Raw genomic sequence first — 13,198 nt, forward strand, 5'->3', positions numbered from 1 at the left:
CGTCTGTTCGGATGAGGCGCCTAGTTCTGAAGAACTAGTGGCCGGCCGCATTTGATGCGGATCAAGTCGGCGGGGGCGGGGATGGCAAGAATCGCGGCCATAGAACACGCCATCCTCCGGGGAGCCCACCATGTCTGCTGCTGTATTCGATGTGCCGCGTTATCTGGCCGTGCTGCCGCTGTTTGCCGGCCTGCCGGACGCTGACTTGCAAGGTATGGTCCGCGAGGGCGTGACGGCGCTGCGGCTGGAGCGCGGCGCCATGCTGCTGCATGCCGGCGACGCCTGCGACGCCGTGCACCTGGTGGTGACCGGCCATGTCAAGCTCTACACGGTGGCCAGCCATGGCGCCGAGAAGGTGTTCGAGCTGGTGGGGGCGGGCCAGAGCATCGGTGACACCCTGATCTTCAACCAGCAGCCCTACAGCTTCAGTGCCCAGGCGCTCACCGAGGCGCTGGTGCTGCGCGTGCCGGCGGCGCTGCTGACGGCGCAGGTGCGGCGCGACCCGGCGTTCGCGCTGCGGCTGCTGGCCGGCGCCTCGCAGCGCATCGAGGGCCTGCTGCGCGATGTCGAGTCCTACTGCCTGCACAGCGGCGCCCATCGCGTGGTGGGCTATCTGCTCGAGCAGGGCGGCACCGCCGGCCAGGGCTCGGCCGAACCCATCACCGTCTCGCTGCCGGTCAGCAAGGCCAATGTGGCGGCGCGGCTGTCGCTCACGCCGGAATACTTCTCGCGCGTGCTGCGTGAGCTGGAGGACGAGGGCCTGATCCAGATCTGCCGGCGCGACATCCGCATCATGCAGCCGCGCCGCCTGGCGCGTTACAGCCTGCAGTAAGCGCCAGCGGCTCAGGGCTTCAGCGCCTTGACCGCCTGCAGTGTCTTCAGCGCGTCCACCATGCCATGGCCATAGGCCTTGGAGTGGCCGTTGGCGTCGTAGCTGCCCGGCGGGCCGATCTTCACCGCGCTGCGCTTGAGCAGCGCCGCGACCTGGGCCGGGCTCAGCTGCGGCTTGAGCGACAGCATCAGCGCCGCCAGGCCCGCCACCAGCGGGGTGGCGGAGGAGGTGCCGCCGAAGTCGTTCGTGAACAGGCCGTCCGCGCCACCGGCGGCCACGCTGCCGATATTGAAACCACGGCCCGGCAGCGCGACATCGGTGCAGAAGATGCCCTTGGCGCCGCCGCTGGACGGCGCCACCACCGCCAGCTGCGCGCCGCTGTTGGAATAGTCGGCCTGCAGCCTGGCATCGGTGCTGGCACCCACCGCGATGCAATGCGCATCGGCGGCCGGGTAGGAGACGCGCGGCGCCGCATCGTTGCCGGCCGCGCACACGATCACCGCACCGCGGCCGGCGCGGCCCTGGGTGCTGGCGTCGGCGATGGCGGCCTGCAGGTCGGGGCTGCGCGGGCCGCCCCAGGAGCAGGAAATCACATCGGCGAACTGCGCCGCGTAGCGCACCGCGTCGGCCACGCGCGCATCGGAGGCGAGGTCGTCGGCATGGAAGATCTTCACCGGCAGCAGGCTGCAGCGCGGCGCCATGCCAAAGCCGCGCGGGCCGCTGCCCACGGCCACGCCGGCGCAGCAGCTGCCGTGGATGTCGTTGCCATTCATCTGGTCGAAGGGCATGCGAAAGCGCTTGGGCCGCGGATCGAAATGGTCGGCCGCGCTGTCGGGCACGTAGAAGTCGCGCCCCAGCAGGTCGCGTGGCTCCTGCGGGTCGGGCTTGCGCTTGAGGCGCGCCTTCAACTCGGGATGGTCCACATCCACGCCATCGTCCAGCACCGCCACCGTGATGCTCTTCCTGCCCTGGCTGAGCGCCCAGGCCTGCCTGGCATGCACCATCGCCAGATGCCATTGCGCCTTGGCGGGGCTCGGTGGCGCACTGCTGGCGCAGCGCGTGTATTGCGAGATGAAATTGGGCGTGGCGAATTCCACCAGCGCCTGCTCGCCCAGCTGCAGCGCCAGCTCGATCAGCGCCTCGACGCTGTAGCGCCGCGCGGCGTCGACGACGACGAACTGCTGCGCGTGGAAGGCGTTGCCGCTGCGCTTGGAGAGGCCTAACTTCTTCAGTAGCTGGGCCTGCTGGACGCGCGTCGAATCGGCGCGAAAGCGCAGCACCAGCTCGCGGTAGGCCAGGCGCAGCAGGCCGCTCTCGCCATCCTCGAAGACCGCGAAGCGTTTGCGCGCCATCAGCGCGCCGAGTTCGTCGGCCGCGACGGTCTTGGCGCCCGCGCGCACCGCGCCGTCGCCGTCCGGCGCCGGGTAGTCGAAATGCGCTTGCGCGGCGCGCAGCACGCGGCCGGTGCTCATGGCCGCGTACTCGCGCCCCGAGAGCTTGAGCGCGGGGGCGTCACCCAGGGGCGTGCTCTGCGCCGCAATCGGCTTGAGCGTGACGATGCTGCCGTCGGTGGTCCTGTAGCCCAGTGTCATGGCAAGCTCCTGCGCGGGCGCGCTGATGTTCAGGGGGAACGCTGGTAGGCGCTTTCGGTGTCGAGCCAGGCCGCCGCCACGCCGCTGGCGCCGGCCAGCCTGGCCAGCAGCGCCGGCAGGTCGGCTTCGGCCGCATCGAGCGGGGCGAACAGGGCCTGATTCTGGGTGAAGCTGCTGCGGCGCTGCATCCGCAAGCCGAATGAGCGGGCGAACTCGGCCAGCTGAGCGTCGCTCTGCGCGCCATCAAAGCGCAGCACCAGATCGCCGCTCGGATAGCTGCACAGGCCGGCCTCGTCCAGCAGCACCGGCAGCAGCTGGTAGGCCTGGCCGGCCGCGGCGCGCAGGCCCGCCGGCGCTTGTGCGCCGCGCATGGGCTCGTGCAGATGCAGCAGCCAGCCGCCCCTGGCGCTGGCGAGGCGCTCGGCCCGCCCGAACGCCGCCACGGCCGCCGGCAATTCGGGCGATGCGGCCGATGCGGCCGATGCGGCCGATGCGGCGAGCGGGCGCAGCAGCAGGCACTGCGTATCGATCTTGGGTGGTTTGTTCACATGCTGACCATATGCTTGCTGGGGTCAGTCTAGGGCCTGCTGGCCGCCGGACCCCTAACTTCGCAGGGTCGCGACATTGCCATGCGGGGCCTGGCTGCCTATCCTGCCATCGACCCGCGCTGCCAGCGCGAGCGATGTCAACAGGGAGCGATGCATCATGGCGACCAAGAGATCAGCAAGGCGCGGTCAAACTCCGGCCACCACGCCGTCCACCAGCCCGGCCACCACGCAGGATGCCTGCGAGTGCCGTTCAGGCCCACTGGCCGGCAGCGCGCGGGTGCAGGGCTTCAGCTTCAAGAACCGTTGGCTGCACTATGCCGATGTCGATGGTGACGCGATGTTCGAGGGCGACATCGTGCTGGGCCGGGCGGCCGAGCTGGCCGCCGATGCCGCCAACCAGGATGTCACGGGCCGCTTCGGCGTCGGCATCACCGGCGCCAACGTGCGCTGGCCGAATGGCCGCCTGCCCTACGAAATCGATCCCGCGCTGCCCAACCAGGCGCGCGTCACCGACGCGATCGCGCATTGGGAGGCGAACACCGCGATCCGCTTTGTGCTGCGCACCGCCGGCAATGCCGCCTCCTTCCCGGACTTCGTCCGCTTCGTGCCGGGCGGCGGCTGCTCGTCCATGGTGGGGCGACGCGGCGGCCAGCAGAACATCACGCTGGGCAGCGGCTGCACCACCGGCAATGCCATCCACGAGATCGGCCACACCGTGGGCCTGTGGCATGAGCAGAGCCGCGAGGACCGCGACGCGCGCGTGCAGATCGTCTGGGCCAATATCGACCCGGCGATGTCGCACAACTTCGACCAGCACATCGCCGATGGCGACGATATCGGCGCCTACGATTTCGGCTCGGTGATGCACTATCCGGCGAATGCCTTCTCGGTGAACGGGCAGAACACCATCGTGCCGCGCAGCGCGCTGCCGGCCGGCGTGGTGATGGGGCAGCGCAGCGGCCTGTCGGCCGGCGACATCGCGGCGGTGCAGGCCATGTACCCCGGCATCGGCAGCACCACCAAGGAGGTGCAGAAGGACCCGATCAGCGACGTCACCATCAAGGAAGTGCGCAAGGATGTGGCGGCCGATCCCACCATCAAGGAAGTGCGCAAGGACCCGACCTCGGACGTGACGCTCAAGGAGGTGCGCAAGGACCCGATCAGCGACCCGACCGTCAAGGAGGTGCGCAAGGATCCGGTGCGCGACCCCATCCCGACGCGCAAGGAGGTGGCGTTGGACAACCCGCGCATCCCCATCCCGATCCCGCGGCCCGGGCCGCTGCGCGGCCCCTTCGACCCCCCGGCCACGCCCTATGTGCTGGCCTCCGGCAGCCGCTATGCGGGCGACAGCGGCGATGCGCTGGCCGAGGCCGCGGCGCAGCTGGAGCAGCTCGCCGAAGCGCATACCCAGGCCCAGCAGGAGGCCGATGCGCTGGCCGAGGCCTACGAGCAGGCGCTGCAGCATTGGCTCAGCCTGCAGGGCGGAGACGGCGCTTGAGGGCGCGCATGAGGGCGGCGCGCGCATGATCGTCGTCGTCTCCTACGAGGGCGAGGATCACAGCGACGCGGTCTGTGCCTGCCTGCAGCGCGCCGGCCGGGAGCTGCTGCGCATCGACCTGGCCGACTTCCCGGTGCGCAACCGCATCGCGCTGCGCTGGCGCGATGGCGCGGCGCCGCAGTACCTGCTGGAGGTCGCCGGGCGCGAAGTGGATCTGGCCGCTGCCCGCGTGGTGTGGTGGCGGCGCGTGCGCGGCTTCGATGTCGATCCCGCCATCCTGCGCGGCCAGCACCGCGCCTTTGCCAGCAGCGAGACCGGCCAGGCCGTGCACGGCATGCTCGACGCCTTGGGCTGCGCCTGGATGAACCCGCGCCTGGCCGACGAGGCCGCCCACCACAAGCCGCTGCAATGGACGCTGGCCCAGCAGGTCGGGCTGCAGGTGCCGGCCACCCTGGTCACCACGCGGGCCGAGGAGGCGCAGCGCTTCGTCGCCGAGCAGGGCTTGGGTCAGGTGGTGTTCAAGGCCTTTCTGGCCTCCATCGAGGAATGGCGCGAGACCCGGCTGGTGACGGCCGAGGACCTCGGCCGGCTCGAGCTGCTGCGGCTGGCGCCGGTGATCTTCCAGCGCTACATCCCAGGCGTGGACCTGCGCATCACCATCGTCGGCCGGCGCCTGTTCACCACCGAGATCGACGCGCGCCACACCTCCTACCCGGTGGACATGCGCATGGTGGTGGGCGAGGGGCGGGCGGCCGCGGCCCAGCTGCCGGCCGACATCGAGGCCAAGCTGCTGGCCCTGCAGGATCGCCTGGGTCTGCGCTACGGCGCCGTCGACATGCGCCGCACCGACGACGGGCAATACCTGTTCCTGGAGGTCAATCCGGCCGGACAGTGGCTGTTTGCCGAGCGCCTCAGCGGCCTGCCCATCACCCAGGCGGTGGCCGACCATCTGTGCGAGCTGGACGGGCCGGCCGCGGGGCCATGACCACCAGGCGCATCAGCGGGCAGCTGTTGCTACCGGCCCTGACCCCGGCCGCGCAAGGCCTGCGCGTGCGCGTCGAGGTGCGCGATGTGTCGCTGCAGGACGTCGCCTCGGTGCTGGTGGCCGCCCAGGTGATGGAGGGCGTCGCGATCGCGCCGGGCCAAGGCCTGGCGTTCGAATTGATGGCCCCCGAGGTGCCGCCGGGCCGCAGCCATGCGCTGCAGGTGCGGGTGGAGCAGGGCGGCGCGCCGGCCCGCCTGCTGCTGCTCAGCACGGTGGCGCAGCCGCTGCCGGCCAAGGGCGAGCTCAGCGGCCTCGAGCTGACGCTGACGCCGGCCTCATGACAGGGCTTGCGCCGCCTGCGGCATCAGCCGCTCATGCAGCGCCGCCACCCCGCCGATCAGCAGCAGCGCCGGCGATTGCACGCCCTCGGCGCGCGCCAGCGCCGGCAGCTCGCTGAGGCTGGCGCGCAGGCAGCGCTGGCCGGGCCGGCTGGCATGGGCGATCAGGGCGGCCGGCGTGTCGGCCGGCAGGCCATGCGCGATCAAGCGCGCGCTGATGATCTCCAGACCCGCCAGCCCCATATAGATCACGACGGTCTGGTGCGGCCGCGCCAGCATCGGCCAGTCGAGCTCGACATCGTGCTCGGCGCCGGCTTGCGTGTTGGCAGACGTGTTGGCACGCAGATGGCCGGTGGCGAACACCACCGCATCGGCATGATCGCGGTGCGTCAGCGGGATGCCGGTGCAGGCCGCGGCGGCCTGCGCGGCGCTGATGCCGGGGATGGTCTGGAAGGGGATGCCGGCCGCGGCCAGGGCCTCGGCCTCCTCGCCGCCGCGGCCGAAGATGTAAGGGTCGCCGCCCTTCAGGCGCAGCAGCGCGCGGCCCTCGTCGCGCACCAGGCGGATCATCAGCGCGATGATGGCCTCCTGGCTGAGATGGTGGTGGCCGCTCTGCTTGCCGACATAGACCAGCTCGGCCTCGGGATGCGCCAGCGCCAGCACCGCGGGCGAGACCAGCGCGTCATACAGCACCAGCCTGGCCTCGGCCAGCGCGCGCGCGGCCTTCAGCGTCAGCAGCTCGGGGTCGCCGGGGCCGGCGCCCACCAGGGTCACGCTGGGGCTGTTGGCGAAGAAGCGGGGCTCGTCCAGTCGACTCATGATGTCTTGCTCCAAGGGCATGGGCCGATTGTGAAAACAGCGGGCCTGCCCCGTCCTTGAACTGGTTCAAGGACAGCTGAGCTACATCAAGCAAGCATTGGCACATCGAATCGAGAGGTGCTGAGTGATGCGTTGCAATCGGAGCTGGTGCTGGGCCTTGGCATACTTGCCGGCGCTGCTGTGCCTGCTGCCGGGACTGGCCCTGGCGCAGGCGCCGGCCCCCACCCCCACGCCTCAGCGCCAGCAGCAGCTGCTGCGCATGCTGCAGCAGGACTGCGGCTCCTGCCATGGCATGCGCCTCACCGGCGGCCTGGGGCCACCGATCCATGCGCAGGCCATGCGCGAACTGCCGCGCGACAGCATCGCCGCGGTGATCTACCACGGCCGCCCCGGCACGCCCATGCCACCCTGGAAATCCATGCTCAGCGCTGCGGAGGCCGAGTGGCTGGCCGGCGTGCTGCAGGGAGAGGAAGTCAAACCATGATCAACACACCCAAGTTCTGGGCCGGCCTCGCCACGCTCCTGCTGGCGGCCTGCGCGCAAGCGCCCATCCAGGGCACCGGCGATCTGGGCCTGGTGGTGGAGCGCGCCAGCGGCAGCCTGCAGCTGCTCAACACCAGCACGCGCAGCGCGCTGGGCCGCGTGCAGGGCCTGGGCGATCTCTCGCATGCCTCGCTGGTGTATTCGCGCGATGGCGCCTACGCCTATGTGTTCGGGCGCGATGGCGCGCTCAGCAAGCTGCATCTGCCCAGCCAGCGCGTGGTGGCGCGGGTGCAGCAGAGCGGCAACTCGATCGGCGGCGCGATCTCGCAGGACGGCCGCTGGGTGGTGGCGCAGAACTACCAGCCCGGCGGCATCAAGGTCTTCGATGCGCAGGACCTCAGCCTGGTGGCCGACATCCCGGCAGAGTACGCGCCCGGCAAGCTCTCGCGCGTGGTGGGCCTGGCCGATCTGCCCGGCCAGCGTTTCATCTTCTCGCTCTTCGATGCCGACGAGATCTGGCTGGCCGACCTGAGCCAGCCGCGCGCGCCGCGCATCAGCAAGTTCAGCCACGTGGGCCACCAGCCCTATGACGCGCTCGTCACCCCGGATGGCCGCCACTACATCGCCGGCCTGTTCGGCGAGGACGGCCTGGCCATGATCGACCTCTGGGCCGCCGAGCCCAAGGTGCAGCGCATCCTCCCGGGCTATGGGCGCGGCCAGCAGCCGCTGCCGGTGTTCAAGATGCCGCATCTGCGCGGCTGGGCGGTGGCCGGGCGTCTGGCCTATCTGCCTGCCATCGGCCGCCACGAGGTGCTGGTGGTGGACACGCAGAGCTGGGCCGAAGTGGCGCGCATCCCGGTGGCCGGCCAGCCGGTGTTCGTGATGGCGCAGCCCGACGGGCGCCAGGTCTGGGTCAACTTCGCGGTGCCCGATTACGACCAGGTGCAGGTCATCGATACCCAGAGCCAGCGCGTCGTGCATGCCTTCAAGCCCGGCAAGGCGGTGCTGCACATGGAGTTCACGCCGCGCGGCGAGGCGGTGTGGATCTCGGCGCGCGACAGCGACCAGATCAGCGTCATCGACACGCGCAGCTTCGCCACCCTGGCCACGCTGCCCGCGCAGGCGCCCAGCGGCATCTTCTTCACCAGCCGCGCGCAGCGCATCGGACTATGAGCAGCCTGGACGACACCGCGCTGGACAGCCGCCTGCTGAACGACTGGCAGCAGCGCTTCCCGCTCGAGCCCAGGCCCTACCAGGCCCTGGCCCAGAGCCTGGGCTGCAGCGGCGAGGACGAGGTGCTGGCCAGGCTGCGGCGGCTGCAGGCGGGCGGCAGCATCTCGCGCATCGGCGGCATCTGGAACCCCGGTGCCGGCGGCGCCGCGCTGCTGTGCGCGATGGCGGTGCCGCCGCAGCGCCTGGACGCGGTGGCGGCGCTGGTGAGCGCGCATCCGGGCGTGAACCACAACTACGAGCGCGAGCATGCCTACAACCTCTGGTTCGTGCTCACCGGCCACGACGGCGAGGCGCTGGAGCAGGCCCTGCAGGACCTGGAGCGCCGCAGCGGCCTGCATGTGCTGCGCCTGCCCATGCAGCGCGCCTACCGCATCAATCTGGGCTTCGACCTGCAGCGGTCGGACAGGGGCGCTTGTGCCGGGCGCGCCGAAGGCGCTTGCCCTGTGGAGCGTGCCGCCGAGGGCGTCACGCGCAGCCGCGCCGTGCCGGTGGCGCGTGCCGACATGGGCCTGGCCGCCCTGGTGGAAGACGGCCTGCCGCTGCTGCAGCGCCCCTATGCGGCCTGGGCCGAGGCGCTGGGCTGGCGCGAGGACGAGGTGCTGGCGCGCCTGGCGCAATGGCTGGCGCAGGGCAGCTTGCGCCGCTTCGGCGTGGTGGTGCGCCATCACGAGCTGGGCTTTGCCGCCAACGCCATGTGCGTGTTCGACGTTGCCGACGAGGCGGTGGACGAGCGCGCCGCCCTGCTGGCCCGCCAGCCCGGCGTGACGCTGTGCTACCGCCGCGCGCGCGGCCCCGGCTGGCCCTACAACCTGTATTGCATGCTGCATGGCCGCGAGCGTGACGAGGTGCTGCACTGGCTGGCCAGCGCGCGCGCCAACGCGGGCCTGGAGAACTGCAGCCAGGCCGTGCTGTTCAGCCGCCGGCGCTTCAAGCAATGCGGCGCGCGCTATTTCCGCTCCGCCGCCGCCGGGCAGGGCAGCGGCACCTTGGAGGCGAATTTTTCTCATGCATGAACCCGACGACACCCCGCCGCTGCCGACGCACCTGGATGCGCTGGACGCGGCCCTGATCAACCGCCTGCAGATCGATCTGCCGCTGCTGCCGCGGCCCTTTGCCGCGCTGGCCGAGGAGCTGGGCTGCGGCGAGACGCAGCTGATCGCGCGCCTGCAGCGCCTGCTGGCGCAGGGCACGCTGAGCCGCTTCGGCCCGATGTTCCAGATCGAGCGCGCCGGCGGCCGCTTCGTGCTGGCCGCCATCGCCGTGCCCGAGGCGCGCTATGCGGAGGTGGCCGCGCTGGTGAATGCCATGCCCGAGGTGGCGCACAACTACCGGCGCGAGCATGCGCTGAACATGTGGTTCGTGCTGGCCACCGAGAACCCCGCCGAGATCGCCGCGGTGTGCGCGCGCATCGAGGCCGCCACCGGCCTGCCGGTGCTGGCCTTTCCCAAGGAGCGCGAGTACCACGTGGGCCTTTATCTGGAAGCCCGCGCCGAGGAGGGCTCGCATGTCTGAACAGCCGCTGAGCCGCATCGAGCGCCAGCTCATCGCCGCCACCCAGCATGGCCTGCCCCTGCTGGAACGCCCCTTCGAGGCGGTGGGCGCGGTGGTGGGCCTGAGCGAGGACGAGGTGATCGCGCAGCTGGCGCAGATGCGCGCGCGCGGCCTGATACGCCGCATCGCTGCCGTGCCCAACCATTACCGCCTGGGCTATGTGGCCAATGGCATGACGGTGTGGGATGTCGACGATGCCCAGGTGGACGAGCTGGGGGCGCGCATCGCCGCCCAGCCCGGCGTGAGCCATTGCTACCGCCGCCCGCGCCATCTGCCGGCCTGGCCCTACAACCTCTTTGCCATGCTGCACGGCCGCAGCCGCGCCGAGGTGGCGCAGCAGGCCGAGGCGCTACGCGCCCTGCTGGGCCCGGCCTGCCGCGGCAGCGACATCCTCTACAGCACGGCGATCCTGAAGAAGACCGGCCTGCGCATCAAGGAATAGCCTCATGCTAAGAATCAGCCAATACCTGCGTGAAGTGGCCCAGGCCGAGCGCGACGGCGTGTATCCAGTGGTCGCAAGGAAAGGAACTTCGACCGGGCCCCTCGGCCCGGTCGTGATCTGGAACCTGACGCGCCGCTGTAACCTCACCTGCAAGCATTGCTATGCACTCTCGGCCGACCACGACTACCCCGGCGAGCTCAGCTTTGCCGAGGTCGAGACGGTGATGCAGGACCTGCGCGCCCATGGCGTGCCGGTGCTCATCCTCTCCGGCGGCGAGCCGCTGTTGCGCCCCGATCTGTTCGAGATCGCCGCGCGCGCGCAGGCGCTGGGCTTCTACACCGCGCTCTCCACCAACGGCACCTTGATCGATGCGCCGATGGCGGCGCGCATTGCCGCGCGACGGTTCGACTATGTGGGCATCAGCATCGACGGCACGCGTGCCACGCACGACAAGTTCCGCCGCCTCGAGGGCGCTTACGACGCCTCGCTGAACGCGATCCGGCTGCTGCGCGAAGAGGGCGTCAAGACCGGCCTGCGCTACACCTTCACCGACCTCAACGGCCAGGACTTCCCGGCCCTGCTGCAGCTGATGCGCGACGAGCAGATCGACAAGTTCTACTTCTCACACCTCAACTACGCCGGCCGCGGCAATATCCACCGCGGCCGCGACGCGCATTTCCAGGCCACGCGCGATGCGCTGGACCTGCTCTTCGAGACCGCCTGGCGCGACGCCCAGGCCGGCGTGGCGCGGGACTATGTGACCGGCAACAACGATGCCGACGGCGCCTACCTGCTGCGCTGGGTGGGCGCACGTTTTCCGCAATGGGCGGCGCCGCTGCGCCAGCGCCTGGTGGCCTGGGGCGGCAATGCCTCGGGCGTGGGCGTGGCCAATATCGACAACCTCGGCGAGGTCCATCCCGACACCATGTGGTGGCATTACCCGCTGGGCAATGTGCGCCAGCGCCCCTTCTCGCAGATCTGGAGCGACCGCAGCGACCCGCTGATGGATGGCCTCAAGACCCGACCCCGCCCGGTGCAGGGTCGCTGCGCCGAATGCGAGCATTTCGCCCTGTGCGGCGGCAACACGCGCGTGCGCGCCCAGCAGATCACCGGCGATCTCTGGGCCGAGGACCCCGGCTGCTACCTGGATGACGCCGAGATCGGCCTCTCGGCCGAGGCGGCGGCGCGCCTCAGCGCGCGCGTGCAGCTGGAGCCTTTCAAGTACCGCGCCAAGACGGTTGCGCTTCACCCGGCGGCCTGACCATGAGCACCCTGCTGAAGATCCTCATCAAGCTGGGCCTGGCGCTGGCGCTGGTCAGCCTGGGCCTGGAGTACGGCCGCGCCCAGCCACTGCCGTCGCCATCAACGTCGTCACCGCCCGACGCACCCGCTCTCTACCAGCAGCATTGCGCGGCCTGCCATGGCGCGCAGCGCCTGGGCGGCATGGGCCCGGCGCTGTTGCCCGAGAGCCTGGAACGCCTGCGCAAGCCCGAGGCCTTGAAGGTGATGGGGGCGGGGCGGCCAGCCACCCAGATGCAGGGCTTTGCCGGCAAGCTGAGCGAGGCCGAGCTGCAGGCCCTGGCCGCCTACATCTACCAACCGGTGCAACCCGCACCGCAGTGGCGCGATGCCGACATCCAGGCCTCGCGCAGCTTTGATGCCGCCAGCCGCGACTGGCCGGCGCGCCCGCAATGGCGCGCCGATCCGATGAATCTCTTCGTGGTGGTGGAGGGCGGCGACCACCATGTCAGCCTGGTCGATGGCGACAGCTTCGAGCCCATCCACCGCTTTGCCAGCCGCTTTGCCCTGCATGGCGGGCCCAAGTTCAGCCCGGACGGGCGCTATGTGTACTTCGGTTCGCGCGACGGCTGGATCAGCAAGTACGACCTCTGGAACCTCAAGCTGGTGGCCGAGGTGCGCGCCGGCATCAATATGCGCAATGTCGCGGTCAGCGGCGATGGCCGCTGGGTGATGGCCGCCAACTACCTGCCGCACACGGTGGTGCTGTTCGACGCCGACCTGCAACTGGTGAAGCGCTTCGATGCCAGGAGCCTGGACGGCCAGCAGAGCTCGCGCGTCTCGGCCGTCTACGATGCCGCGCCGCGGCGCAGCTTTGTGGTGGCGCTGAAGGACGTTGCCGAGCTCTGGGAGATCTCCTACGACCCCAAGGCCCCACCCATCTACGACGGCCTGGTGCACGACTACCGCATGGCCGAGGCGATCGCCAAGCCCGGCTACCAGAACGCCCGCCGCACGCCGCTGGACGAACCGCTGGACGACTTCTTCTTCGACGATGCCTACACCCATGTGCTGGGTGCCGCGCGGCCGCGCGCCGAAGGCAGCGCGATGCTGGGCCAGGTGGTCAACCTCGATGTGCGCCGCAAGATCAGCAACCTGCCGATCGCCGGCATGCCGCATCTGGGCTCGGGCATCAGCTTCGACTGGCAGGGCCGGCGCGTCATGGCCAGCCCGAATCTGAAGGATGGCCGCATCAGCGTGATCGACCTGAAGAACTGGAGCGCGCTGCGCGAGATCACCACCCCCGGCCCCGGCTTCTTCATGCGCAGCCACGCCAAGAGCCGCTATGCCTGGACCGACTCGATGATGAGCCCCGCGGCCAAGGACACGCTGAGCATCATCGACAAGCAGACCCTGGAGCTGGTGGCCCAGGTCAGGGAGCCCGGCAAGACCCTGGCCCATGTCGAGTTCACCAAGGACGGCCGCTATGTGCTGGCCAGCCTCTGGGAAATGGACGGCGCCCTGATCGTCTACGACGCCGTCAGCTTCAAGGAAGTGAAGCGCATCCCCATGAGCAAGCCGGTGGGCAAGTACAACGTCTGGAACAAGATCAGCCGGGAGGAAGGGACCTCGCATTGA

Annotated in this window: 14 protein-coding genes; 11 read left to right on the forward strand and 3 right to left on the reverse strand. The window is 70.3% G+C overall.

What is annotated here, in order from left to right:
• The first annotated feature begins 130 nt into the window (after nt 1–130).
• Nucleotides 131–832: a Crp/Fnr family transcriptional regulator gene (locus tag AC3WQY_RS12775; RefSeq protein WP_285231693.1), complete on the forward strand. Its 702-nt coding sequence runs from the start codon at nt 131–133 to the stop codon at nt 830–832.
• Between the two features lie 11 nt (nt 833–843).
• Here the strand turns inward: AC3WQY_RS12775 and AC3WQY_RS12780 are convergent, their stop codons facing one another.
• Entirely contained in the window at nt 844–2,424 is a 1,581-nt protein-coding gene (locus tag AC3WQY_RS12780) for a S8 family serine peptidase (RefSeq protein ID WP_285231694.1), read from the reverse strand.
• Between the two features lie 29 nt (nt 2,425–2,453).
• A complete protein-coding gene (locus tag AC3WQY_RS12785) occupies nt 2,454–2,972 on the reverse strand; it encodes a hypothetical protein (RefSeq protein WP_492708849.1) in 519 nt (172 codons plus the stop codon).
• Between the two features lie 157 nt (nt 2,973–3,129).
• On the opposite strand from AC3WQY_RS12785, the gene legP reads away from it, so the two are divergent.
• From legP to AC3WQY_RS12800, 3 genes are read left to right on the forward strand one after another with little or no spacing between them, the layout of a single operon-like run.
• The gene (gene legP, locus AC3WQY_RS12790) at nt 3,130–4,470 is read left to right on the forward strand and encodes a Dot/Icm T4SS effector Zinc-dependent metalloprotease LegP (protein ID WP_492708851.1); all 1,341 of its coding nucleotides are present in this window, start codon (nt 3,130–3,132) and stop codon (nt 4,468–4,470) included.
• 25 nt (nt 4,471–4,495) lie between these two features.
• A complete protein-coding gene (locus AC3WQY_RS12795) occupies nt 4,496–5,455 on the forward strand; it encodes an MvdC/MvdD family ATP grasp protein (protein ID WP_492708853.1) in 960 nt (319 codons plus the stop codon).
• Nucleotides 5,452–5,796: a YbaY family lipoprotein gene (locus AC3WQY_RS12800; protein WP_492708854.1), complete on the forward strand. Its 345-nt coding sequence runs from the start codon at nt 5,452–5,454 to the stop codon at nt 5,794–5,796. The genes AC3WQY_RS12795 and AC3WQY_RS12800 overlap by 4 nt, the downstream gene beginning before the upstream one ends.
• Here the strand turns inward: AC3WQY_RS12800 and cobA are convergent.
• Nucleotides 5,791–6,612 carry a uroporphyrinogen-III C-methyltransferase gene (gene cobA / locus AC3WQY_RS12805; RefSeq protein WP_492708856.1) on the reverse strand — a complete coding sequence of 274 codons (822 nt, stop codon included), beginning with the start codon at nt 6,610–6,612 and terminating at the stop codon, nt 5,791–5,793. The two genes, AC3WQY_RS12800 and cobA, sit on opposite strands and share 6 nt — an antisense overlap.
• A gap of 157 nt (nt 6,613–6,769) precedes the next feature.
• On the opposite strand from cobA, the gene AC3WQY_RS12810 reads away from it, so the two are divergent.
• The 7 genes from AC3WQY_RS12810 to AC3WQY_RS12840 are packed head-to-tail and all read left to right on the forward strand — an operon-like array spanning nt 6,770 to nt 13,198.
• Nucleotides 6,770–7,096 (forward strand): c-type cytochrome, encoded by a 327-nt coding sequence (locus AC3WQY_RS12810; RefSeq protein WP_492708858.1) that lies wholly within the window; start codon nt 6,770–6,772, stop codon nt 7,094–7,096.
• Nucleotides 7,093–8,268, forward strand: a complete 1,176-nt coding sequence (locus tag AC3WQY_RS12815) for a cytochrome D1 domain-containing protein (protein ID WP_492708860.1) — start codon at nt 7,093–7,095, stop codon at nt 8,266–8,268. The genes AC3WQY_RS12810 and AC3WQY_RS12815 overlap by 4 nt, the downstream gene beginning before the upstream one ends.
• Nucleotides 8,265–9,341 (forward strand): siroheme decarboxylase subunit beta, encoded by a 1,077-nt coding sequence (ahbB, locus tag AC3WQY_RS12820; protein ID WP_492708861.1) that lies wholly within the window; start codon nt 8,265–8,267, stop codon nt 9,339–9,341. Before AC3WQY_RS12815 ends, ahbB (AC3WQY_RS12820) begins: the two co-directional genes overlap by 4 nt.
• On the forward strand, nt 9,334–9,840 hold the full coding sequence (locus AC3WQY_RS12825; protein ID WP_285231702.1) for an Lrp/AsnC family transcriptional regulator: 507 nt from the start codon (nt 9,334–9,336) through the stop codon (nt 9,838–9,840). Before ahbB (AC3WQY_RS12820) ends, AC3WQY_RS12825 begins: the two co-directional genes overlap by 8 nt.
• The gene (ahbB, locus tag AC3WQY_RS12830; RefSeq protein WP_285231703.1) at nt 9,833–10,321 is read left to right on the forward strand and encodes a siroheme decarboxylase subunit beta; all 489 of its coding nucleotides are present in this window, start codon (nt 9,833–9,835) and stop codon (nt 10,319–10,321) included. The genes AC3WQY_RS12825 and ahbB (AC3WQY_RS12830) overlap by 8 nt, the downstream gene beginning before the upstream one ends.
• Before the next feature lie 4 nt (nt 10,322–10,325).
• Nucleotides 10,326–11,582: a heme d1 biosynthesis radical SAM protein NirJ gene (gene nirJ / locus AC3WQY_RS12835; protein WP_492708864.1), complete on the forward strand. Its 1,257-nt coding sequence runs from the start codon at nt 10,326–10,328 to the stop codon at nt 11,580–11,582.
• A 2-nt stretch (nt 11,583–11,584) separates the two neighbouring features.
• Nucleotides 11,585–13,198 (forward strand): cytochrome D1 domain-containing protein, encoded by a 1,614-nt coding sequence (locus AC3WQY_RS12840; RefSeq protein ID WP_492708865.1) that lies wholly within the window; start codon nt 11,585–11,587, stop codon nt 13,196–13,198.

Source organism: Roseateles sp. FW301-B2 (assembly GCF_058788955.1).